Annotated in this window: 26 protein-coding genes and 1 pseudogene; 12 read left to right on the top strand and 15 right to left on the bottom strand. The window is 62.4% G+C overall.

The window, feature by feature from the left end:
* The first annotated feature begins 65 nt into the window (after window positions 1-65).
* Together NE851_RS11360 and NE851_RS11355 are read left to right on the top strand one after the other, a co-directional pair.
* A complete protein-coding gene (locus tag NE851_RS11360) occupies window positions 66-1061 on the top strand; it encodes an aldo/keto reductase (protein ID WP_063474841.1) in 996 nt (331 codons plus the stop codon).
* Window positions 1062-1151: 90 nt separating this feature from the next.
* Window positions 1152-1511, top strand: coding sequence for a nuclear transport factor 2 family protein (locus tag NE851_RS11355; RefSeq protein ID WP_028757866.1), 360 nt, complete (start codon window positions 1152-1154; stop codon window positions 1509-1511).
* 55 nt (window positions 1512-1566) lie between these two features.
* On the opposite strand, the gene pheT is transcribed toward NE851_RS11355, so the two are convergent.
* The 5 genes from pheT to infC all read right to left on the bottom strand — a co-directional run bounded on the left by pheT (window position 1567) and on the right by infC (window position 6761).
* The gene (gene pheT, locus NE851_RS11350; RefSeq protein WP_254960453.1) at window positions 1567-4002 is read right to left on the bottom strand and encodes a phenylalanine--tRNA ligase subunit beta; all 2436 of its coding nucleotides are present in this window, start codon (window positions 4000-4002) and stop codon (window positions 1567-1569) included.
* Between the two features lie 16 nt (window positions 4003-4018).
* Entirely contained in the window at window positions 4019-5101 is a 1083-nt protein-coding gene (gene pheS / locus NE851_RS11345) for a phenylalanine--tRNA ligase subunit alpha (protein WP_063474843.1), read from the bottom strand.
* Window positions 5102-5250: 149 nt separating this feature from the next.
* Window positions 5251-5655 carry a 50S ribosomal protein L20 gene (gene rplT, locus NE851_RS11340; RefSeq protein WP_027682113.1) on the bottom strand — a complete coding sequence of 135 codons (405 nt, stop codon included), beginning with the start codon at window positions 5653-5655 and terminating at the stop codon, window positions 5251-5253.
* 38 nt (window positions 5656-5693) lie between these two features.
* Window positions 5694-5897 (bottom strand): 50S ribosomal protein L35, encoded by a 204-nt coding sequence (rpmI, locus tag NE851_RS11335; protein WP_003570998.1) that lies wholly within the window; start codon window positions 5895-5897, stop codon window positions 5694-5696.
* Window positions 5898-6224: 327 nt separating this feature from the next.
* On the bottom strand, window positions 6225-6761 hold the full coding sequence (gene infC / locus NE851_RS11330; RefSeq protein WP_080759946.1) for a translation initiation factor IF-3: 537 nt from the start codon (window positions 6759-6761) through the stop codon (window positions 6225-6227).
* A 177-nt stretch (window positions 6762-6938) separates the two neighbouring features.
* Here infC and NE851_RS11325 point away from each other — a divergent pair, with 177 nt between their 5' ends.
* Together NE851_RS11325 and NE851_RS11320 are read left to right on the top strand one after the other, a co-directional pair.
* A complete protein-coding gene (locus NE851_RS11325; RefSeq protein ID WP_097543160.1) occupies window positions 6939-7778 on the top strand; it encodes an alpha/beta hydrolase in 840 nt (279 codons plus the stop codon).
* Between the two features lie 165 nt (window positions 7779-7943).
* Entirely contained in the window at window positions 7944-8543 is a 600-nt protein-coding gene (locus tag NE851_RS11320) for a transglutaminase-like cysteine peptidase (RefSeq protein WP_097543159.1), read from the top strand.
* Between the two features lie 159 nt (window positions 8544-8702).
* Here the strand turns inward: NE851_RS11320 and mbfA are convergent, their stop codons facing one another.
* The gene (mbfA, locus tag NE851_RS11315; RefSeq protein ID WP_028757872.1) at window positions 8703-9686 is read right to left on the bottom strand and encodes an iron exporter MbfA; all 984 of its coding nucleotides are present in this window, start codon (window positions 9684-9686) and stop codon (window positions 8703-8705) included.
* Window positions 9687-9857: 171 nt separating this feature from the next.
* On the opposite strand from mbfA, the gene NE851_RS11310 reads away from it, so the two are divergent.
* Complete coding sequence (locus NE851_RS11310; RefSeq protein ID WP_028757873.1) at window positions 9858-10325, top strand: group III truncated hemoglobin; 468 nt, start codon at window positions 9858-9860, stop codon at window positions 10323-10325.
* Between the two features lie 21 nt (window positions 10326-10346).
* On the opposite strand, the gene NE851_RS11305 is transcribed toward NE851_RS11310, so the two are convergent.
* The 3 genes from NE851_RS11305 to NE851_RS11295 all read right to left on the bottom strand — a co-directional run bounded on the left by NE851_RS11305 (window position 10347) and on the right by NE851_RS11295 (window position 13014).
* Entirely contained in the window at window positions 10347-11258 is a 912-nt protein-coding gene (locus tag NE851_RS11305; RefSeq protein ID WP_097543158.1) for an EamA family transporter, read from the bottom strand.
* Window positions 11259-11427: 169 nt separating this feature from the next.
* Complete coding sequence (gene recX, locus NE851_RS11300) at window positions 11428-11979, bottom strand: recombination regulator RecX (RefSeq protein ID WP_254960420.1); 552 nt, start codon at window positions 11977-11979, stop codon at window positions 11428-11430.
* Window positions 11980-11988: 9 nt separating this feature from the next.
* The gene (locus tag NE851_RS11295) at window positions 11989-13014 is read right to left on the bottom strand and encodes a histone deacetylase family protein (protein ID WP_097594986.1); all 1026 of its coding nucleotides are present in this window, start codon (window positions 13012-13014) and stop codon (window positions 11989-11991) included.
* 135 nt (window positions 13015-13149) lie between these two features.
* On the opposite strand from NE851_RS11295, the gene NE851_RS11290 reads away from it, so the two are divergent.
* Window positions 13150-13761: an HAD family hydrolase gene (locus tag NE851_RS11290; RefSeq protein ID WP_047617519.1), complete on the top strand. Its 612-nt coding sequence runs from the start codon at window positions 13150-13152 to the stop codon at window positions 13759-13761.
* 15 nt (window positions 13762-13776) lie between these two features.
* On the opposite strand, the gene NE851_RS11285 is transcribed toward NE851_RS11290, so the two are convergent.
* Window positions 13777-14295 carry a GNAT family N-acetyltransferase gene (locus NE851_RS11285; RefSeq protein WP_028757878.1) on the bottom strand — a complete coding sequence of 173 codons (519 nt, stop codon included), beginning with the start codon at window positions 14293-14295 and terminating at the stop codon, window positions 13777-13779.
* Between the two features lie 23 nt (window positions 14296-14318).
* Window positions 14319-14888 (bottom strand): helix-turn-helix domain-containing protein, encoded by a 570-nt coding sequence (locus tag NE851_RS11280; RefSeq protein WP_047617517.1) that lies wholly within the window; start codon window positions 14886-14888, stop codon window positions 14319-14321.
* A 137-nt stretch (window positions 14889-15025) separates the two neighbouring features.
* Between NE851_RS11280 and tenA the strand changes: the two genes are divergently transcribed.
* The 4 genes from tenA to NE851_RS11260 all read left to right on the top strand — a co-directional run bounded on the left by tenA (window position 15026) and on the right by NE851_RS11260 (window position 18221).
* Window positions 15026-15724 carry a thiaminase II gene (gene tenA, locus NE851_RS11275; RefSeq protein ID WP_063474848.1) on the top strand — a complete coding sequence of 233 codons (699 nt, stop codon included), beginning with the start codon at window positions 15026-15028 and terminating at the stop codon, window positions 15722-15724.
* Between the two features lie 76 nt (window positions 15725-15800).
* Window positions 15801-17633, top strand: coding sequence for a translation elongation factor 4 (gene lepA, locus NE851_RS11270; protein WP_028757881.1), 1833 nt, complete (start codon window positions 15801-15803; stop codon window positions 17631-17633).
* Between the two features lie 58 nt (window positions 17634-17691).
* Window positions 17692-17922: a type II toxin-antitoxin system CcdA family antitoxin gene (locus tag NE851_RS11265; protein ID WP_063474849.1), complete on the top strand. Its 231-nt coding sequence runs from the start codon at window positions 17692-17694 to the stop codon at window positions 17920-17922.
* Entirely contained in the window at window positions 17922-18221 is a 300-nt protein-coding gene (locus NE851_RS11260) for a CcdB family protein (protein ID WP_063474850.1), read from the top strand. Before NE851_RS11265 ends, NE851_RS11260 begins: the two co-directional genes overlap by 1 nt.
* A 4-nt stretch (window positions 18222-18225) precedes the next feature.
* On the opposite strand, the gene NE851_RS11255 is transcribed toward NE851_RS11260, so the two are convergent.
* Both NE851_RS11255 and NE851_RS11250 read right to left on the bottom strand, forming a co-directional pair.
* A complete protein-coding gene (locus NE851_RS11255) occupies window positions 18226-18678 on the bottom strand; it encodes a GFA family protein (RefSeq protein WP_028757882.1) in 453 nt (150 codons plus the stop codon).
* A 112-nt stretch (window positions 18679-18790) separates the two neighbouring features.
* A complete protein-coding gene (locus tag NE851_RS11250) occupies window positions 18791-20224 on the bottom strand; it encodes an MFS transporter (RefSeq protein WP_048338495.1) in 1434 nt (477 codons plus the stop codon).
* A 113-nt stretch (window positions 20225-20337) separates the two neighbouring features.
* Between NE851_RS11250 and NE851_RS11245 the strand changes: the two genes are divergently transcribed.
* The gene (locus tag NE851_RS11245; protein ID WP_080759944.1) at window positions 20338-20814 is read left to right on the top strand and encodes a winged helix-turn-helix transcriptional regulator; all 477 of its coding nucleotides are present in this window, start codon (window positions 20338-20340) and stop codon (window positions 20812-20814) included.
* 54 nt (window positions 20815-20868) lie between these two features.
* On the opposite strand, the gene NE851_RS11240 is transcribed toward NE851_RS11245, so the two are convergent.
* Both NE851_RS11240 and NE851_RS11235 read right to left on the bottom strand, forming a co-directional pair.
* Complete coding sequence (locus tag NE851_RS11240) at window positions 20869-21417, bottom strand: sugar O-acetyltransferase (RefSeq protein ID WP_047617510.1); 549 nt, start codon at window positions 21415-21417, stop codon at window positions 20869-20871.
* Between the two features lie 12 nt (window positions 21418-21429).
* A pseudogene (locus NE851_RS11235) lies at window positions 21430-22206 on the bottom strand (type 1 glutamine amidotransferase).
* Window positions 22207-22297: 91 nt separating this feature from the next.
* Between NE851_RS11235 and NE851_RS11230 the strand changes: the two are divergent.
* Window positions 22298-22591 (top strand): Rdx family protein, encoded by a 294-nt coding sequence (locus tag NE851_RS11230; protein WP_028756410.1) that lies wholly within the window; start codon window positions 22298-22300, stop codon window positions 22589-22591.
* The last annotated feature ends 9 nt before the right edge of the window (window positions 22592-22600 follow it).

The raw sequence follows: 22600 nt of genomic DNA, 5'->3' as shown, positions 1-22600 counted from the left end.
GGAATATGGTCTGCCCGTACCGCAAGCGATCAAGCGGTTCACAATCAGCTCAAAAGGAGCGCATCATGAAAACCCGGAAACTCGGAAACGAACTGACGGTCTCTGCCGTCGGCCTTGGCTGCATGGGCATGAGCTTTGCCTATGGCGCCAGCGACGATGCGGAATCGATCAGGACGTTGCATCGCGCCATCGATCTCGGCGTCACCTTCTTCGACACCGCCGAGGTCTACGGCCCCTTTACCAACGAGGTTCTTCTCGGCAAAGCGCTGAAGCCGTTCCGCGACCGCGTGGTGATCGCCACCAAATTCGGCTTCAAGATCGATGCCAGCAAGCCGGGCACCGCTGCCATCACCGGCGTCGACAGCCGCCCCGAGCATGTGCGTGATGTCGCCGAGGCCTCGCTGAAACGCCTCGGCATCGAGACCATCGACCTCCTCTACCAGCACCGGGTCGACCCCAACGTGCCGATCGAGGAGACCGTCGGCGCCATGGCGGAACTGGTCAGGGAAGGCAAGGTCCGCGCCCTCGGGCTTTCGGAAGCCGGCAGCGCCACGATCCGCCGCGCCCATGCGGTCCATCCGATTGCCGCCCTGCAGAGCGAATATTCGCTCTGGACGCGCGATCCCGAAGAGGAGGTGCTTGCGACATGCCGCGAACTCGGCATCGGCTTCGTGCCCTACAGTCCGCTTGGCCGCGGCTTCCTGACCGGGGCAATCCGCAAGGCGGAGGATCTCGACGCGGACGATTTCCGCCGCCAGGTGCCGCGCTTCCAGGCGGAAAATTTCGACGCCAATGCCGCCCTCGTCGCAACACTCGAGCGGCTTGCCGGCGAAAAGGGCGTGACGGCGGCGCAACTGGCGCTGGCCTGGGTGTTAAGCCGGGGCGACGACATCGTGCCGATCCCCGGCGCCCGCAAGCTTCACCATCTCGAACAGAACGCCGCGGCCGCCGATATCGTGCTCAGCCCGGCGGAACTTGCGCGGCTTGAAGAGATCATCCCGGCCGGGCAGGTTGCCGGCAAACGTTATTCGGACGCCTCGCTTGCGATGACAAACCTGTGAGCGGGCAAGCCCGGCCTGATGCAACCGGCCGGGCTTGTCTTCGGGATTGGCGAAACTATCTAACGCCATCTCGGAGAACGGGATGAAAACATGTCGGACAGGCAGGCAGTCGAACAGACGGTTCATCTCTATGTCGAAGGCATGGCCTTCGCCAATGAGGCAGCCTTGAAAAAGGCCTTTCATCCGCAAAGCGCGATCATCGGTCATTATGAGAATGCCGTCGAATGGCTGACGCGGGACGAGTTCATCGCTGCGATCCTGGCGGAGGAGCCGGCGCCGCCCGGCACGCAGCCCTACATGGATATCCAGAGCGTCGATGTCGAAGGCGATGCGGCAAGCGTCAAGGTGACCGACGATTTCGCCGGAATGCGCTTTACCGACTATCTCTCGCTGCTGAAGATCGACGGCCGCTGGATGATCGTCAGCAAACTCTTCCATCTGCATCTGTGAAAAGACCGGCCGCTATCGCGACCGGTCCATTGTCTTTTGTCGAAGGCTGTAAAGCTCAGCTTCTGAGGACGCCGCCGGTGAATTTCGTGACGCTGGCGACGATCTTCTGCGTCAGCGCCTCGAAATCCTCATCCGTCAGCGTGCGCTCGACCGGCTGGATCTGAACCTCGATCGCCACCGACTTCTTGCCGTCGCCGACCGATGCGCCCTCGAAAATGTCGAAGACATTGACGCCGGTCACCAGCTTGCGGTCGGCGCCGGTCGCCGCCTTGACGATGGCGCCGGCTTCAACAGTCTTGTCGACGACGAAGGCGAAGTCGCGCCGCACCACCTGGAAGGGCGACAGTTCGAGCGCCGGCTTGGTGCGCGTCGCCTTGCGCTTGGCGTCCGGCATGGCGTCGACATAGACTTCGAAGCCGCAGAGCGCGCCGGAGACATCGAGCGCTTCCAGCGTCAGCGGATGGAATTCGCCGAAATAGCCGAGCACGACCTTCGGCCCCATCTTGATCGTGCCGGAGCGGCCCGGATGATACCATTCCGGCCCGCCCTGCTCGATCTGGATATTGCCCATCGGCAGGCCGCAGGCTTCGATGACGGCGAGCGCGTCGGCCTTGGCGTCGAAGACATCGACCGGCTTGCCGCCGCCCTTGGCGGCGTTCGACCAGGCGCGGCCTGCGCCGGCAAGCGAGGCCGTGCCGCGGCGGATGCCGCCGGCCACCCGGCGCTGGCCGTCCGGCCTGTCGTTCTCATAGGTGCCGGAGACCTCGAACAGGGCGACGTCGGCATAACCCTTGTCGGCATTGCGCTGGGCAGCGGTCAAGAGGCCCGGCAGCAGCGAGGGACGCATATCCGACATTTCGGCAGCGATCGGGTTGGCAAGCTTGAGGGCAGGCGAACCGCCGGCGAACAGCTTGGCCTGGTCTTCCGGAATGAAGGACCAGGTGACGGCTTCGAGCATGCCGCGCGCCGCCAGCGCCCGCTTGGCGAGGCGGGTGCGGATCTGCAGCGTCGTCAGGATCTTGCCGTTGACGGCCGCATGGCTTTCGAGCGGCGCCGGCTTGATATTGTCGACGCCGTGAATGCGCATGACCTCCTCGACGAGATCGGCCTTGCCGTCGACATCGGGACGCCAGGACGGAACGGCGACTCGGACAGACGAAGAGCCGATATCGCTATTCCCAAGAACCTTGAAACCAAGACGGGTGAGGATCGTGTCGCTTTCGTCATTCGAAACGTCGAGGCCCGTCAGGCGCTTGACCTCGGAATAGGGGAAATCGACGATCTTCGGCTGGTAACCCTCGTAGCCGACGACCTCGGCCTTGGCAGCCGTGCCGCCGCACAGCTCCAGGACCAATTCCGTCGTGCGTTCGAGACCGGGGACCATATATTCCGGATCGACGCCGCGTTCGAAGCGGTAGCGGGCATCGGTGATGATGCCGAGGCTGCGGCCTGATTTGGCGATGTTCATCGGGTCCCAGAGAGCGGATTCGATCAGCACGTCGACGGTGTTTTCGTCGCAGCCGGAATGTTCACCACCCATGATGCCGCCGATCGATTCGATGCCATCGTCATCGGAGATGACGACGTTGTTCGGCGAGAGCTTGTATTCGCGCTGGTCGAGCGCCAGCACCGTCTCGCCATCGACGGCGCGGCGGACGGTCAGGTTGCCGTTGATCTTGGCGGCATCGAAGACGTGGATCGGCCGGCCCTGATCGAAGGTCATGTAATTGGTGACATCAACAAGCGCGTTGATCGGCCGCAGCCCGATGGCGATCAACCGCTGCTGCATCCAGCGCGGGCTTGGGCCATTCCTGACGCCACGCACCAGGCGCAGCGCAAAGCCCGGGCAAAGCTTGAGATCGTCGAGATCGAGCGTCAGCTTCACCGGCGTCTCGCCTTCGACGGCGAAGGACGGTGCGGGCCGCGTCTTCAACGTGCCAAGGCCGGAAGCGGCGAGATCGCGGGCGATGCCGTGGATCGAGGTGCAATCCGGCCGGTTGGGCGTCAGGTTGATCTCGATGACCGGATCGTCGAGATGGGCATAAGCCGCATAGCTCTGACCGACCGGCGCATCCTCGGGCAGATCGATGATGCCATCGTGGCTGTCGGAAATCTCAAGCTCCTTTTCGGAGCACATCATGCCACGGCTTTCGACGCCGCGGATATTGCCGACGGCGAGCGTCACATCGATGCCGGGAACATAGGTTCCGGGTGCTGCGAAGGCGCCGAGGAGGCCGGCGCGCGCATTCGGCGCGCCGCAGACGACCTGCACCGGCGCGCCGGAACCGGTATCGACCATAAGCACCTTCAGACGATCGGCCTGCGGATGTTTTTCCGCCGAGACAACTCTGGCGATGACGAAGGGCTTGAATGCCGCCTTGTCGTCGACATCCTCGACCTCCAGCCCGATTTCGGTGAGGCGCGTGCAGATTTCATCGAGGCCGGCATCCGTTTCCAGATGCTCTTTCAGCCAGGAGAGCGTGAATTTCATCGTCCCAATTCTCCGTTCAAGCGCTGAGGCCGCCGAACAGCGTCGGCATGTCGAGCGGGCGGAAGCCGTAATGCGTCATCCAGCGGACGTCGGCGTTGAAGAAGTCGCGCAGGTCGGGCATGCCGTATTTCAGCATGGCGATGCGATCGAGGCCCATGCCCCAGGCAAAACCCTGATATTCGTCCGGATCGAGGCCGCCGTAACGCAGCACGTTCGGGTGAACCATGCCGCAGCCGAGGATCTCCATCCAGTCGGTGCCTTCGCCGAACTTGACGATCGGGCCGGAACGGTCGCACTGGATATCGACCTCGAAGGAAGGCTCGGTGAACGGGAAGAAAGACGGGCGGAACCGCATCGTCACGCTGTCGACCTCGAAGAAGGTCTTGCAGAATTCCTCGAGCACCCAGCGGATATTGGCGACATTGGCCTTTTTGTCGATGACCAGGCCTTCGACCTGATGGAACATCGGCGAATGCGTGGCATCGCTGTCCTGGCGATAGGTCTTGCCGGGAATGATGATGCGGATCGGCGGTTTCTGCGTCTCCATGGTGCGCACCTGCACCGGCGAGGTATGGGTGCGCAGCACCTTGCGCTCGCCATTCTCATCCGGGTTGAAGAAGAAGGTGTCGTGCATCTCGCGGGCCGGATGGCCTTCGGGAAAATTCAGCGCGGTGAAATTGTAATAATCGGTCTCGATGTCGGGACCTTCGGCGATCGAGAAGCCCATGTCGGCGAAAATCGCGGTGATCTCGTCGACGATCTGGCTGATCGGATGGATGCGGCCGCGTTCGGCCGGCGAAGAGCGCACCGGCAGGCTGACGTCGACCGTCTCGGCCTTCAGCCGGGCATTGATCGCCGCTTGCTTGAGCGTTGTCTTGCGGGCGGCGAGCGCCTCGGTCACCGCATTCTTCAGAACGTTGATCGCCGCGCCCTTGGTCTGGCGCTCTTCCGGCGTCATGGCGCCGAGCGTCTTCAGGAGTTCGGAGATCGAGCCCTTCTTGCCGAGGGCGGAAACGCGCACGGCTTCGAGCGCCATCTCGTCATTGGCGGCGGCGATTTCGGCGAGCAGCGATGCGTTGAGCTGGTCGATATCTGACATTGTCACTTCTTTCCGTCCAGTATCAGGCGGGCGATCGGGAGGCAGGCGGCGCCGGCCGGCGCCAGGAATATAAAGAAAGAAAAACCCGCGCTAGCCCAAACCAGCGCGGGTTTCCCAAAATCAAAAATTCAAAGCTTGGGAAGCGCTGGTTACTTGACCGCGCCTTCAAACTCGTTCGCCGTGCCGGCTTCCTTGAGATACTCAAGAGCCTTCTTGGCAGCGTTGACCAACGCGCCGAATGCTTCCGGCTCGTGGATCGCCATGTCGGAGAGAACCTTGCGGTCGACTTCGATGCCAGCCTTGTTCAGGCCGTCGATGAAGCGGCCGTAGGTCAGGCCGAATTCGCGCACAGCGGCGTTGATGCGCTGGATCCAAAGCGCACGGAAGTTGCGCTTGTTGACCTTGCGGTCGCGGTAGGCGTACTGCTTCGAACGGTCGACAGCGGCCTTGGCGGTACGGATGGTGTTCTTGCGGCGGCCGTAAAAGCCCTTTGCGGCCTTCAGAACCTTCTTGTGCTTGGCGTGAGAGGTGACGCCTCTTTTTACACGTGCCATATCATGATCTCCTTAAATCTAGCGTTCGCGGACGAGTCTCAGAGACCGTTCGGCAGGTAATTCTTGATAACCTTGCGGCCATCCGGTTCTGCGAGAACCATGGTGCCACGTGCATCGCGAATGAACTTGTTGGTACGCTTGATCATGCCATGGCGCTTGCCGGCAGCGGCAGCCTTGACCTTGCCGGTCGCGGTGATCTTGAACCGCTTTTTGGCAGAGGACTTCGTCTTCATCTTGGGCATTTTGCTACTCCTTCTGTCCTCCCTGCGCGCTTTATCAAAAAAGCCCTTCTCGCGAAGTCCGGTTCTCCGGCCGTCGCAACAAGGTGCGGGAGCGTTTGTTGTTGATCCGCGGCATCGGCGACGAACCGTTCCGCAAGCATTCGAAACTGCCACGGCATGCCCTGCCGGTCAGTTCGGACGCGCGCTTATAACCGCAGCGTCCTGAAAGTGCAACGGGGCCGCGGAGGAATCTTCGCAACCTCCGAAAACACCCTTCTTGAAGCAATAAGGGCAGAAAGCACAAAAGCCGCCCTTGCGGACGGCCTTGGGCGAAAAAGTGCCTGGCGCTTACTTCGGCGCCAGCACCATCATCATCTGACGGCCTTCGAGCTTGGGCTCGGCTTCGACCTTGGCGAACTCGATCGTATCGGCCTTGACCTGCTGCAGAAGCTTCATGCCGAGTTCCTGGTGGGCCATTTCACGGCCGCGGAACTTCAGCGTCACCTTGACCTTGTCGCCTTCATCGAAGAAGCGACCCATCGCCTTCATCTTCACCTCATAATCATGGGTGTCGATGTTCGGGCGCATCTTGATTTCTTTGACTTCGACGATCTTCTGCTTCTTGCGCGCCTCGGCAGCCTTCTTCTGGTTGGCATATTTCAGCTTGCCCAGATCGAGGATCTTGCACACCGGCGGTTCGGCATTGGGGGAAATTTCGACGAGATCGAGGCCGGCTTCTTCCGCCATCTTCAAGGCCTGGTCGGTAGGCACGACGCCCATATTCTGTCCGTCAGCCGCGATCAGCTGAACTTTGGGAATGCGGATTTCACGGTTCGAGCGCGGTCCGTCCTTCACGGGCGCGTCGGTTTTAAAAGGTCTGCGAATGGTCGTATTCTCCTCGCGTTGTTTCGGAACGTTGCAGCATCGCGCTCCCAATCAGGGTGCACAAACGTGTCGCGTCATCGCTGCAACGGAGTCAATATCATCCTTTAGCGGAAAAATCACCCGCTGTCAGCCTGCCAAGAATCTGTTTTATAGGCCAAAACAATAGGAGTTTCGCCGATGTCCGATCAGATGCCCGATGCCCAGCCGCAGTTCTTGACGGTCGGCGAAGGCGAAGCAGCGCGTGAGATCGCCATGATCGTCCGCCCGGCGCAGGCCGGCAATGGCGCGCCGACGCTCGTCTGGCTGTCCGGCTACCGCTCCGATATGAGCGGCACCAAGGCGGTGGAACTCGACGGGCTGGCGGCGGAACTGGGCGTCGCCTGCATCCGCCTCGACTATTCCGGCCACGGACTTTCCGGCGGCAGCTTCGGCGACGGCACGATCTCGCGCTGGCTGGAGGAGGCGCTTGCCGTCATCCGCCATATCGCCCCCGATCGGATGATCCTCGTCGGCTCCTCGATGGGCGGCTGGATCGCGCTCAGGCTGGCGCAGGAGCTTGCGCGGCAAGGCGGCCCGAAGCTCGAGGGCCCAAAGCTTGCAGGCATGGTGCTGATCGCACCCGCACCCGACTTCACCTCCGAGCTGATCGAGCCGAACCTCAAGGCCAAGGAGCGCAAGTCGCTGGCCGAGCGCGGCTATTTCGAAGAGCGTTCGCCATACAGCCCGGAACCGAACATCTATACCAGGGCGCTGATCGAGGACGGCCGCGCAAACCGGGTGCTCGACGGCATCATCGAGACAGGCTGCCCGGTGCACATCCTCCAGGGCATGAAGGACCCCGACGTGCCGCATGCACATGCGATGAAACTGGTCGAACACCTTCCCGCCGACGACGTGGTGCTGACCTTCATCCGCGACGGCGACCACCGCCTGTCGCGCCCCGGCGATATCGCGCTTCTCTTGAGCGCCGTCAAAGGCATCATCCGTTCATCAACAAATAGGCAGATGCCCGCCTGAATGGCATCGGCGTATAAATTCGCCTGATGCAGGTTCCCAACCCGTTGCATTTTAACCATGTCGGCGGGTCGCAAGGTCCTCCCAATAAGTAACGATTGACTCTTTCCGGCCCTCTCCATTAACACTTTGTTAATAAATAAGGGGCGATGCAAGGAAAGAGCGGGCGTGCGGATCAAGGGTGTCTTTGTGGCCATGATGGCCGTATTTGCGATGGCAACGGCCGCCATACCGGCCCCAAGCAGAAATGCTTCAATGGTAACGGGCAATGCCACTTCACAGCCCATCGGGCACTATGATTTCTGTCAGATCCACCGCAATGAATGCGGCGCAAACCGCAACGCCGGCCCGGTTGAAATGACCCCGGCAAAGTGGTCGCTGGTGCGCTCGGTCAACGCCACGGTCAACCGCACGATCACGCCGATGACCGACAAGGAAATCTACGGCAAGGACGAAGTCTGGGCCTATCCGACCACCGCCGGCGACTGCGAGGATTTCGCGCTGCTGAAGCGTCGCATGCTGATCCAGCGCGGCTTTTCGGCCGCCGACCTGCTGATGACCGTCGTGCGCAAGCCGGATGGTGAGGGCCATGCCGTGCTGACGCTGCGCACCGCCGAGGGCGATTTCGTGCTCGACAACCTCGCCTCCGACGTCAAGCCGTGGTTCGGCACGCCCTATTCCTTCGTCAAGCGCCAGTCGAGCTACAATTCCGGCCGCTGGGTCACCATCGAGAACGGCCGCGACGTTCTGGTCGGCGCGCTGCGCTAAGGGTCAACAGAGAATATGGAAAGGCCGGCGGTTTGCCGGCCTTTTTCGTTTTGTTGGTTTGGGATGCCACACCGTCTCCCGGCCCTTCGCTTTGGGCTCAGGGCGTTCGTCGCTGCAATCGATTCACTGAATCGATTGCTCGGCTTCGCCGATCGCAACTCACCCGTTGCCAATCAATATCCCCGCGCCGAGCACTAAACCGCCGCCGAGCACCACCTGGAAGGCGGCGCGCAGGAAGGGGGTTTCCATGTAGCGGTTCTGGATGAAGGCGATGGCCCAGAGTTCGAAGAAGACGATGATGGCGGCGGTGATCGTTGCCGTCCAGAAGTGCGGGATCAGATAGGGCAGCGCGTGGCCGAGGCCGCCGAGCGCGGTCATGATGCCACAGGCAAGGCCGCGTTTGACCGGCGAGCCTCTGCCGGAAATCTTGCCGTCGTCATGGGCGGCTTCGGTGAAGCCCATCGAGATACCGGCGCCGACGGAGGCCGACAGGCCGACGAGAAAGGTCTGCCAGGTATCCTGCGTGGCAAAGGCGGCGGCGAAGATCGGCGCCAGCGTCGAGACCGAACCATCCATCAACCCGGCAAGACCCGGCTGCACATAGGTCAGCACGAATTGCCGATGCACCGTCTCGTCCTCGCCGCGCTTGACGTCTTCAGGCGTATGTTTGTCGCCCAGCATGCGGGCGATATCTTCATGCCCCTGTTCGGCAAGGGCGAGATCGCCGAGAAGCTCACGCGTCGAGGCGTCCGAGGTCCGCTTTGCCGCCTCGACATAGAAACGATAGGCCTGCTCCTCCATCGCCTCGGATTCCTGCCGCATCGCGTCCAGCGAAAGATTTGCCCTCAGCCAGTCGGGCTTGCGCTCGTAGAAGCCCTGCACATGTTCGCGCCGGATCAGCGGAATGCGCTCGCCGAAGCGCTGGCGATGGATTTCGATGAGCGACTTGCGATGCGTATCCTCGACCTCGGCCATATCCTCGAAGACTTTGGCCGAAGCCGGAAATTCGCGACGCAACCTGTCGGCATAGGCGAGATAGATGCGGGCATCGTCTTCCTCGGAGGCAATCCCGAGGGCAAGGATCTCCTGCTCGGACAGTGATTCGAAAGATCGTTTCGAGGATCTGAAAAACCGCGCCAGCATGACTTTCTCCAAAATTTAGAATTATTCTAAATCTAAAGAAGCAGGCGATGACGGTCAAGGGCGCGGGGAAGAATGCTGACAGATTGCCGCAAGCGGGCACGGACGACTTTGGCTCGTTGCGATAAACACCTATATGAGGGCTGCCGCATCACGCGGCGCCGGGGTTTTCGAATGGACAATGACATTCAGGGCCGCCCCGCCCATATCGCGGCGATCCGCGAAAGGGCGGAGGCCGAAATGCGGGAAATGGGCGTCGACGAAGCCTTCATCGATAGGCTGGTCGAGACTTTCTACGCCCGCGTGCTGGCGCATCCCGATCTCGGCCCGGTGTTCGACGCCAGGCTATCCGGCCGCTGGCCGCAGCATATGGCGAAGATGAAGAGCTTCTGGTCGGCCGTCGCCTTCCGCAGCGGCGCCTATGGCGGCAAGCCGGTGCAGGCGCATACAGGTGTTGCAAACCTGACGCCTGAGCTCTTTCCGAAATGGCTGTCGCTGTTTGCCGCAACGCTGGACGACATCGCTCCATCGCCGGAGGCCAAGGCTTGGTTCATGGCGACGGCGGAGCGGATCGCCAAGAGCCTGACGCTTTCGCTGTTCTACAATCCGGCGCTCGACGATCCCAAGCGCACACCCGCCTGATCTATATTCTAAATCTTTATGCTAAGTTTTCGCCGCCGAGGCGGTGGCGCCGGCGCTGGCCGCCACCACGAGCGCGGTACCCAGCATCTGCAGCGCGGTCATCGGCTGGGCCAGGATCAGAAAGCCGGCGAGCGCGCCGAGCGCCGGTTCGAGGCTCATCAGGATGCCGAAGGAGGCCGACGGCATGCGCCGCAGCGCCACCATCTCCAGCGCATAGGGCAAGAGCGGTACGAGGATGGCGAGGCCGAGAACCTCCGCCAGCCCCTTCAACGTGAAGGCGCCGCCTGTCTCGGCAAGGCCGAAGGGGGTTGCGACGAGGCCGGCAACGATCAGCGACATCGACAGGCCTTCCAGCCCCTTGAAGGCAGCCCCGACCTTCTTCGTCAGCAGGATATAGACCGCCCATCCCACAGCCGAGCCGAGAGCGAAGAGGACGCCGGGGAGATTGCCGACCCAGCCTTCGCCGTCATGGGCGAGGAAGAGGATGCCGGCCGCAGCAATCAACGGCCAGAGCAGGCGCCAGGTCAGGCCGTAGCCGAAGACGGCGACCGAGAGCGGCCCGAGGAAATCGATGGCGATCGCCAGGCCGAGCGGCAGCCGCTGGATCGCCGCGAAGAAACACAGCGTCATGGCGGCGGTCGTCGTGCCGAGCAGCAGGGTCGCCCGCCACTGGGCGCCGCTATAACGCAGGAGTGAAGGCCTGACGACAACGGCCAGGATGATCGCCGCGAAAGCAAGCCGCAGCCAGGTGGCGCCGGCAACGCCATAGATCGCAATGGCCGGGGACGACAGCGCCGCGCCGAACTGGATCGAAGACATCGACATCAGGCACATCGCGACACCGGCCGCCAGGCCGCCCGAAGACGACGCCATACCCGGCTGCGGCATCAAAGCTGCGCCATCCGTCCCGGTCTCGATAGTCTTGATGTCCATGTGGCCCCCGATCCTGGCGCGGTTCTAAGCCGAAGACGGGGGAGAACCAAATTCAAACTTTTCATGCCGGGATCAAGAGCGCTGATGCTGGGGAATGCCAGGAAACAACAGGTGATGCGGGAGATCGAGTTCACGCTTTAACCAGGCGATCGCCGATGGTGATGCAATATCACCGGCGGCCAGCAAGGATGACTTCTTCGGCGTCTTCGAAGCTCATGTCGAAGACCCTCCTGCCGATGTCGAAGCTGAAGCCGTTGCGGGCGAAGGCTGAAAGCTCTTTAGCCTTTCGCTTGTCGTCGAGCTCGACCCGGCGGAAAGGGCCGAAGGCGCGTTTGCGGGCAAATATCGCGGCCGCATAGAGATCGTCGGCCTGCTCAAGTGCTGCCTCGACCTTGTCGCTGGAGACGCCCTTGACGGCAAGTTTCTGGGCGATCGCGCGTTTTGATTTGCCGCCGCGCACGGCAGAGCGGGTGCTGATCTCCGCATAGGCGCTATCGTCGAGCACCTTGTTGTCATAGGCAAATTTGACGGCGAAATCGGCAACGGCTTTCACTTGCGCCGCGCTGATATCATCGAATTTCTCCTTCGCCTTGCGGGTGATGGCGTCAAACAGCTGCTTTTCCGTCATCATCCGCCGCTCCAGGCGATAGATGGCGGAATTGCGCGCCCAGCTCAGCATGCGGGGTGTCGGGATGTCGGAGGGAACTGTCTCATCGGTCATCGGCAGTGATCAGGCTTCCAGACCCTTGAGGACGTTGGCGACGTTGATGCCGATTTCCGGCACGCCGTAACCGCCCTCCATGCAGGCCAGCACCGGCAGGCCGGCGGCTGATATCATCGCGCCCATGCGGGTGAAATCATCGGAAGTCAGGCTGAAAAAGGAGATCGGATCGCGCTCGAAGGTATCGACCCCAAGCGCCACGACGATCGCCTCGGCGCCGAAGTCTTTGATCCGCGCCAGCGCATCGTTTAGCGCCGAAGACCAGACATCAAAGGGCGTGCCCGGTGGCATTGGATAGTTGCGGTTGGCACCAACGCCCTCCCCCTCGCCTTCCTCGTCGGCATGGCCGAGGAAATAGGGAAAGGCGTGCATGGGATCGCCATGCAGAGAGGCGGTGAAGACATCGCCTCTGTGATAGAAGAGATCCTGGGTGCCGTTGCCATGATGGAAATCGACATCCAGCACCGCAACCTTCGCCGCACCATGATCGCGCAGCCGCTGTGCGGCGACGCCCGCATTGTTGATGAAGCAGTAGCCGCCGAAGAGATCGATGCCGGCATGGTGGCCGGGTGGGCGGCAGAGCGAAAAGGCGAAACGATTGCCCTCGGCCAGCCAGTCGGCGCCGGTGACGGCACAGCGCATGGAGGCGATCGCCGCCTCGTAGGACCCCTTGGTGATCGAGGTGTCGGCGGCATTGGCATAATGGCCGATCGCGCCAACGATATTGTCGGGCACGCGCTGGCTGGTGCGGCGAACGGGAAAGGAATTGGCGATCGCCTCGCCGGTGAAGCCGGCGGCCACCCAGCGATCCCAGACGCTGGCGAGAAAATCCAGATAGGCGGGATCATGCACCTTCAGCGCCGTTTCCAGCCCGTGCGCATCGGGCGCCACCACGTCGGTAAAGCCCGCCTCCTTGACCGCCGCCAGGATCCATTCGGCACGGAACGGCGCCTCGAAGGGCGTCACCAGTTGGCCGGCATGCAGTTCCGTTTTGGCATCGCGCAGCTTGTGGTCTTCGGAATAGATGACGCGCATTTCAGATCCTGCCCCTTGATTGACAATCGAGACTTACACGGCTCGGCCGCGACAAAAAAGCGGAACGGCGCTCTTGATCGTCAAGCTATATGACGCCACCTTCGCCGGTGTTTTGAGAACGAGGAAATTTTCCGCATGAAAGTGCTGATGGTCGATGTCGACGGCGTGCTCATTCATGGTCGACCGACCGACGGGCTGCCGCACTTCACCTATCTGGAACGCGATCTCGGCCTGCGTGTCGACCTGCTGCAGCAGGAATTCTTTCAGACCCACTGGCGTGAGATCATTGTCGGCCGCGCGGCGCTGGAACCCAGGCTCACCGGCGTGCTCGCAAAGATCGCGCCGCATCTCAGCGCCGAAACGCTGATCGACTATTGGTTCGAAAACGATTCCCGCCTCGACCGCAATCTGCTGGAAGAGCTCGCTATCCTCCGGCAAAGCGGCATCACCCTTTTCCTGGCGACCAACCAGGAGCATAGGCGGGCGCGCTACCTGATGGAGCAGGCCGGCCTGGACGCGCATTTCGACGACATCATCTATTCCGCAGCACTCGGGCACAGCAAGCCTTCGCCCGATTTCTTCCGGCTGGCGACCGAACGCGCCGGCGTGGCGCCCGGCCAAATCGCCTTCATCGACGATATGGCCGAAAATATCGAAGCGGCGCGGCAGTTCGGCTGGAATGCTGCGCAATGGACGGCGGGCGCGACGCTTGGCGGCGCGCTTCCCGTCTTCGCCAGGCCGGCCTGAGCGAGGCCGGGGCAATCAGGCAAGCCGCTTGTAGAACAGGGTGGTGGCGCAGAATCCGCCTTCCGGCCACAGCGCATAATCGGGAATGACGCCGACACGCTGCCAGCCCAGGCGCGGATAGATCGCCTCGGCATCGCTGCCGGTTGCCGTATCGAGCACGAGCAGGGTCTTGCCACGCTTGGCCGCCTCGCGCTCGGCGGCATCCATCAGCAGCCGGGCGAGGCCCTTGCCGCGGGCGGAACGATGCACCAGCAGCTTCTTCAGATCACCGCGATGCGGCTGGTTCGGCATCTGCGCGGCCCCCACCTGCACGGTCCCGACGATCCTGCCGTCGAGTTCGGCGACCAGCAACAGGTTGCCGCCGGAGGCGACGGCATCGGCGACATCGCGCCAATAGGGCTCGGCATCTTCAGGCCCATAGGGCTGCATGAAGCCGACGGAGGCGCCGCCTGCGACGCAATCGGCCAGCACCTGCGACAGCGCCGGCACGGCGGCTCGGGCCTCGTCGGCGGAAAGGGTACGAATGTCGGGCATGCTGCTCTCCTGAATAGATGCTGTTATCGGCCGCCGCGATCGAGCACGACGCAATAACGCGCCGGCGCGTTGCCGGGATTGTGGAAGATGTGACCCTCGCCGACCGGCATGAAGAGGCAATCGCCCGGCCGCAGCCGGTAGACCGTTTCACCCGCCGTCATTTCCAGCTCGCCATCGAACAGCCAGATATGCTGCGTCATGCCGTGGGAGGCGGCATGCGGGGGGAAGCTGACACGCGCGCCAGCGGGGAATTCGACCTCGACGATATCGACATCGGAGGCAGTGCCGGGTGCGGAGATCGAGCGCCTAATATAACCGGTCTCCGGGTCGCGCCAGACCTGCTGCTCCTGCCGGCGAACAAGCGGCGAGGCCTGCTGTCCCTCCTCCGCGAAGAAGGCCGACAGCGACAGGCCGAGCGCCGCACAGATCCTTGCCAGCAGCGAGGCGGTCGGGCTCGCCTCCGCCCGCTCGATGCGCGAGATCATCGCGCGGCTGACGCCGGAGGCCGCGGCAAGATCATCCAGCGTCAGACCTTTTTTGACCCGCAGCGTGCGGATGCGGATGCCGATCGCCTGTTCGAGTTCCGGTTCCATCTCTCAATCCATGATTCTACTATAAGAGAAATACATTATCCGATGATGGAATCAAGTCTCCTCGCGCGGCGAAACCCGCCTTGCTTTCACCACGGCAGCGTCGATATATGACGGCGCAATCGAGGTAGGAGGCAATGATGGACGCCAGCACGCAGAGCACGGACCTGACGGGAAGCTTCACAGCTGCCGCCTGGGACAGGATCGCCCCTGTTATGGCTGAAATCGAGGCCTTGCCGCTGCTGCTGCGCCTTTCGGACGGCACGCTGCCGCCGGAGGTCTTCCGGCACTATATCCTTCAGGATGCGCTCTACCTGAAGCATTATGCGCGATGCCTCGCCATCGTTGCGGCCAAGGCGCCCGACAATGCGCAGGTGCTGCGCTTCCTCGGTTCGGCGCAGAAGGCCATCACCGTCGAGCAGGGCCTGCATGCCGGCTTCCTCACCCAGTTCGGCATCACGTCGGCGGATGTTTCAGCCGCAGAACCCTCGCCTGCGGGCTTTGCCTATACCAACTTCCTGCTTGCCACCGCCTATCACAGTTCCTACGCGGTTGCGCTTTCCTCCATCCTCCCCTGCTTCTGGATCTACTGGCACGTTGGCGAAGCGATCAAGAACCGGCCTGCTATCGAGGGCAATGCCTTCCAGACCTGGATCAACACCTATGGCGATCCGCAATTTGCCGCCGGCGCCCGTGAAGTGATCGCGCTGACCGACATCGCCGCCCGCGCCGCATCGCCGGTGGAGCGTGCCCAGATGACCGATGTCTTCGTGCGGGCCTCGCAATATGAATGGATGTTCTGGGATTCGGCCTGGCGGCTGGAGACGTGGCCGGTCTGACACGCGTCCGACAAGCTGCAAAATAGCGTAAACAGCGGGCTAATTACCGCTTTGCGGCAAGGGGCGGCGCTGCTATATGGCGCGCATGAGCACCAATTCGACCACTCCGCTTTCCCATATCCGCAATTTTTCGATCGTGGCCCATATCGACCACGGCAAATCGACGCTGGCCGACCGCCTGATCCAGACGACGGGCGGGCTTGCCGAGCGCGAAATGTCCGAGCAGGTGCTCGACAATATGGATATCGAGCGCGAGCGCGGCATCACCATCAAGGCCCAGACCGTGCGCCTGCACTACCAGGCAAACAATGGCGAGAAATACATTCTCAACCTGATCGACACGCCCGGCCACGTCGACTTCGCCTATGAAGTCTCGCGGTCGCTGTCGGCCTGCGAGGGTTCGCTGCTCGTCGTCGACGCCAGCCAGGGCGTCGAAGCGCAGACGCTCGCCAATGTCTATCAGGCGATCGACAACAACCACGAGATCGTCACCGTTCTCAACAAGATCGACCTGCCGGCCGCCGAACCCGACCGCATCAAGGAACAGATCGAGGAAGTGATCGGCATCGACGCCTCGGAGGCGGTGCTGATTTCGGCCAAGACCGGCCTCGGCATTCCCGATGTGCTGGAAGCGATCGTCCACAAGCTGCCGGCGCCGAAGAGCCCAGGCGGCGACAAGGCGCCGCTGAAGGCGCTGCTCGTCGACAGCTGGTACGACACCTATCTCGGCGTCATGGTTCTCGTGCGCATCATCGACGGCGTGCTGACCAAGGGCCAGACGGTGCGGATGATGGGCACCGATGCAAAATACCAGGTGGAGCGCGTCGGCGTGCTGACACCGAAGATGGTCACTGTCGACAGCCTCGGCCCCGGCGAGATCGGCTTCATCACCGCCTCGATCAAGGAAGTGGCCGATACCCGCGTCGGCGATACGATCACCGAGGACAAGCGGCCGACGGCCGCAGCGCTGCCGGGCTTCAAGCCGGCGCAGCCGGTGGTGTTCTGCGGCCTGTTCCCGGTCGATGCCGCCGATTTCGAGGATCTGCGCGCCGCCATGGGCAAGCTTCGCCTCAACGACGCCTCTTTCTCCTTCGAAATGGAATCGTCGGCCGCCCTCGGCTTCGGTTTCCGCTGCGGCTTCCTCGGCCTGCTGCATCTCGAAATCATCCAGGAACGGCTCGAGCGCGAGTTCGACCTCGACCTCATCGCCACCGCACCCTCCGTCGTCTACAAGATGTACATGACCGACGGCACAGAGCGCGAACTGCACAATCCGGCCGACATGCCCGATGTCGTCAAGATCTCCGAAATCCATGAGCCGTGGATCCGCGCGACGATCCTGACGCCGGACGATTATCTCGGCGGCATCCTGAAGCTTTGCCAGGACCGGCGCGGCATCCAGATCGAGCTCACTTATGTCGGCACGCGCGCGATGCTGACCTACGACCTGCCGCTCAACGAAGTCGTCTTCGATTTCTACGACCGGCTGAAGTCGATCTCCAAGGGCTATGCCTCCTTCGATTACGCGCTGACCGACCACCGCGAGGGCAACCTCGTGAAGATGTCGATCCTCGTCAACGGCGAGCCGGTCGACGCGCTGTCGATGATGGTGCACCGGACGGCCGCCGAAAAGCGCGGCCGCGACATGTGCGAGAAGCTCAAGGAGCTGATCCCGAAGCACATGTTCAAGATCCCGATCCAGGCGGCGATCGGCGGCAACGTCATTGCCCGTGAGACAATCTCGGCGCTGCGCAAAGACGTGACCGCGAAATGCTACGGCGGCGACGCCACCCGCAAGCGCAAGCTGCTCGACAAGCAGAAGGCCGGCAAAAAGCGTATGCGCCAGTTCGGCAAGGTGGAGATTCCGCAGGAAGCGTTTATTGCGGCGCTGAAGATGGGCGACGAATAACGCTTCTCAACGACATTTTATGCGCATATGATCTGCGCATAAAATTGAGGAGATCGCTGTGGCTCAGCGGCCAAGAAAAGCAGCAAACCTGTCCCTCGATGAAGGTCTCCTCTCCGAGGCGCGCGAACTCCAGATTAACATATCTCGGGCGGCGGAAGATGGCATCGCACAGGCAATAAAGGCCGAGCGCGAGCGGCTATGGCGTATCGAGAACGCCGAGGCTATCCGGCTGGAAAACGAATATGTTGAAAAGCACGGCTTGCCATTCGCCAAATACCGTCAGTTTTAATGGCACGCTTTCACGTCTATCGCCTTAAAAGCGGGAATGTCCTGGCCATCGATCTTCAAGCCAATCTGCTTGACGATCTGCCTTCGCGAGTCATGGTCCCGCTGCATCCGGTGCAAGAGCTGAGCTGGTCGATCTCGCGACTGAACCCACGCTTTGCCATCGAGGGTGAAGCCTATGTCATGGCCACCCAGCGCATGGCATCGATCCCGACGGCGGAAATAGGAAAAATAGTCGCAGATCTATCGGGCAAAAGCGATGCCATCACCAGCGCCGTAGATTTTCTCTTCCAGGGCTTCTGAGCGTTCACCCCCTGCCCATATATTCCTTCACCAGCCCCTCATAGGCGTTCATCTCCGGCAGCGCCGCGTAGCTGTGCACCGCGCCGGTCTCGGCGAAGGACAGCTTCTCGCTCGTCCATGTCTCGATGAAGGGCGTGAACCAGCTGGGGTCGTCGAGCATGGTCGCGCGCAGATTGACGAACCAGTCCATGCCTTCCGGCCGGGTGAACATCCAGCTCATGCAATGCGGGCAGAAATAATGTTTCGTAACGCCGTGCAGGCCGCCGATCACCGGCTCGCCTTTCGTGACCTCGAAGCCTTCGCTGGGAATGGCGGCGCTCAGCGAATAGGCGCTCGCGGTCATCCTCTGGCAGCCCGTGCAATGGCAGGCCATGGTCAGCAGCGGCGGGGCGCTGATCTTCAGCCGCACCTGGCCGCAACGGCAGCCGCCTTGCATGGGTAGATTCAGTTCGCTCATGATTTTCCTCCCGTTTTGCCCTTTGATCTAGCGGAGCTTTCGCCGCTGTCGAGATGACAAGGCCACTGCGGACGGCAAGGCCGCCGCGAAATGGGTGGCCTTGTCGAGCGCCTTAAGCGACGGCTTCGCGGCGGGAGCCGTCACGGCCGCGCAAGCCCGTCGCCATCACCAGCGCGCCAAGCGCGGCGGCGGCGAGCGGCACCAGAAGGGCGACACGCAGGGATTCCAGCCGCGCTTCTGGAGAGACTTCGTCACCCAGCATATAGGCGCCGATCGCGCTGACGCCGGAAAGCCCGAGTGCGGCTCCGAACTGGATTGCTGTATTGACCAACCCGCTGGCAAGCCCGTGCTCGTCCTCGGCAATGCCGTCGGTCGCGACGATGGTCAGCGGGCCATAGCCGAGCGCGAAGGCAAGGCCGAGCAGCAGCATCGACGGGAACATGGCGGCATAGGTCCAATCGAAGCCCATGCGCAAGAACAGCCCATAGCAGGCAAGCGCCAGCAGGAAACCGGCGAGGATGACGCGGACATTGCCGAAGCGGTCGACAAGCCGCGGCGTCAGGATCGGCGCGACCACCGCATCGATGCCGATCGCCATCAGCGCCAAGCTCGTCTGCATCGGCGTCCAGCCGAGCAGTTCCTGCAGATAAAGCGAGGCGATGAACTGGAAGCCGAAAAAAGAGCCGGCAAACAGCAGGGCGCCGAGATTGGCGCGGATCAGCGCGGCCGAACGCAGGATCCCAAGGCGCACCAGCGGAGCGGACGAGCCGCGCTCGATCAGGATGAAGGCAAGCCAGAGCAGCGCGCTCACTGCAAAGGCGGCGATCGTCCATTCCGTACCCTCGCCCGGATGCTCGAGCCGGATGACGCCATAGGCGGCCAGCAGCATGGCGCCGGTCAGCGCGATCGCGCCTGATATATCGAATTTTCCCCGGGCGGTTCCCGCATCCCTGTCTGTGATCAGCCGAGGGCCGACGGCAAGCAGGATCGCCGCCAGCACCACCGGCGCGAAGAATACCCAGCGCCAGTCGATGGCAGCAAGCAGGCCACCGGCGACGAGGCCGAGCGAGAAGCCGGCCGAGGCCGTCGATGCATAGATCATCACCGCCCTGTTGCGCTGCGGCCCCTCCGGGAAATTGGCGGTAATGAGCGCAAGGCCTGCTGGCGTCATGAAGGCGGAGGCGGCGCCGGTGACGAAACGCGCGACAAGCAGCATCCAGCCCTCGCTCGCGAAACCACCGAGGCCGGAGAAGGCGAGGAAGATCGTCAGCGCCGTCAGGAAGACCCGCTTCTTGCCGAAGATATCGGCGGCCCGGCCGCCCAGCAGCATGAAGCCGGCATAACCCAGCACATAAGCGCTGACGACGGCGCTGAGCGTCGTTGTCGACAGGCCGAGATCGGCGCGGATCGCCGGCAGCGCGATATTGAGCATGGCGACATCGATGCCTTCGAGGAAGATCGCGCCGCAGAGCACGATCAGCGCACCGGCTACGCGGGCGTTCATGCGGCCTTCACTTGTCTTGGTCTGGGAAGATGGGTTGGACATGAAATCCGTTCCTTCGGTTGACACGCTGAAACAACGGGGCGAGGCATGAAGTTACTTTTCATGCCTTAGTTCCCTCTTGTAACCAAAGCTTAGTTAAGACATGATCCGGCCCCATGGAAGAAGGCACTTCAAACTCACCGAGTGACATTTGCAGCACCGGCAAGGACGACAACGTCCTGCCCGGCAAGGACGATAGCGTCCTGCCCGGCAAGGACTACGACGTCCTGCAATGGGATGCGCGCGAGGAGTGCGAGGTCCGGCAGATCCTCGACCGGATCGCCGACAAGTGGTCGCTGCTCGTCATTGCGCTGCTCGAAAAACGCACGCTTCGCTTCACGGAATTGAAGAGGAATATCGACGGCATCAGCCAGCGCATGCTGACGACGACGCTCAGGCACCTGGAGCGAGACGGCATCATCGAGCGCACCGTCTATCCCGTCGTGCCGCCGAAGGTCGACTATGCGTTGACGCCGCTCGGCTGCACCCTGCACGAGACGATCCGTTCGCTGGTGCTGTGGACCGAGCAGAACCAGGCCGGCATTATCGCCGCGCGGCAACGCTACGACGAACGGGCCAGCGATGGTCTGTAGCCGGCGAACGAATTCTGTCGACCGTTAGGGATAGTTAATGTTGCATCGTCCGAACTACCGGATGCGGGCCGGGTTGCCGACCACGGTGGCGCCGGCCGGCACATCCCTGGTCACCACCGCGCCAGCACCGACGATCGCGCCCTCGCCGATCGTGATGCCGCCGAGGATGACAGCGCTTCCCCCGATCCAGACGTCGTTGCCGATCGTGACCGGCCGGGCGATCTCGATGCCGGTGCTGCGAAGTGCAGCATCCTTGTGGTGCTCGGCGCAATAGATCTGCACGCCGGGGCCGAACATGCTGCGATCGCCGATCGTCACCCGGCCGGAATCGAGGATAGTGCAGCCGGCATTGAAATAGACGCGCTCGCCGAGGGTGATGTTGATGCCGTAGGAGCAGTGAAACGGCGCTTCGATGAAGACATCCGATGCTGCCTGCGCAAACAGCGCCCTCAGGGCCGGCGCCATCGCGCCGCGCTCATCCGGCGGCATTGTATTGTGTGCGTGGACGGCCAAGCGCGCCTGCCGGCGCAAGTGATCGAGCTCGTCATCGAGGCAGCAATACCATTCACCTGCCGCCATTTTCTCGCGTTCGCTCGCCGGCATGACATCACTCCCTCACGCCGAAGCCTGCGACAGAATTTCGACCTCTTGCCGTTCGATCAGGCTGACCCAGGCCCGCGCAATGGCAAGGCCGGCGGCATCGGCTGCACGCCCATGTCTTGCTGCCAGTTCGGCGTGGCTCTCCAGCCAGCCGGGGGCGATGCGCGCGATCGTCTCGGGGAATTCAGCCTTCCATTGTTCGACGACCGCTGAATTGGCCTCGAAATGGAACTGCGTGCCATAGACGGCGCGGCCGATGCGGAACGCCTGGTTTTCGGCGACGGGGCTCGAGGCAAGACGGACCGCCGCCTCGGGCAGGGAAAACGTGTCGGCATGCCATTCGAAGATGGTGAACTCGCCGCCCAGCGAAGACAGCACCGGATCGGCCCGGCCCTCGGCGGTAACGCCGATCTTATGCCAGCCGAATTAGCGGGCGGTTCCCAGATGATTGTCGGCGCCATAGGCGCGGGCGAGGATCTGGCTGCCCAGGCAGATGCCGAGCACCGCCTTGCCGGCATCGCCGAAGCGGCGCGTGAGCCGCGCGAGCTCCGGCAGATAGGCGTGTGTCTCATCATCCAGCGCGCTCTGCTCGCCGCCGAGAACGACCAGCGCGTCATGGCCCACTACATCCCGCGGCAGGATGCCATCCTGCCACACCCGGAACCACTCGATGTCAGCGCCCGCCTCGTCGAGGGCCTGGGCAAGCGCGCCGAGGCCGGTATTCCTCATGTTTTCGATGACTGCGACGCGCATGGACTTTCCCTGATATGGCCGACGACGGGAAGAGATCATGCCGGCGGGCAGCACGCAAGACGCTTGTGTAAGGGGCGATTGCGCATGCGCACCACAGAGCTTAAATCTCGTCAAACGAAAGGAAATCGCCATGACCGAAAAAGCCCGTGTCTCGATCCTCTACTGTACCCAGTGCAACTGGCTGCTGCGCGCCAGCTGGATGGCGCAAGAGCTGCTGTATACTTTTTCCGACAGCCTCGGCGAAGTGGCGCTGATCCCCGGCACCGGCGGCAATTTCGAGATCCGCGTCAACGGCGATCTCATCTGGGAGCGCAAGCGCGACGGCGGCTTTCCCGGGCCGAAGGAGCTGAAGCAGCGGGTCCGCGACATCGTCGAGCCCGGCCGCGATCTCGGCCACGTCGACCGAGCCTCGCTCGAAAGCTGAGCAGAGCTC

The organism is Rhizobium anhuiense bv. trifolii, assembly GCF_024346605.1.
Lineage (GTDB): Bacteria > Pseudomonadota > Alphaproteobacteria > Rhizobiales > Rhizobiaceae > Rhizobium > Rhizobium anhuiense.
This window is presented reverse-complemented; position numbering and strand designations above follow the sequence as displayed.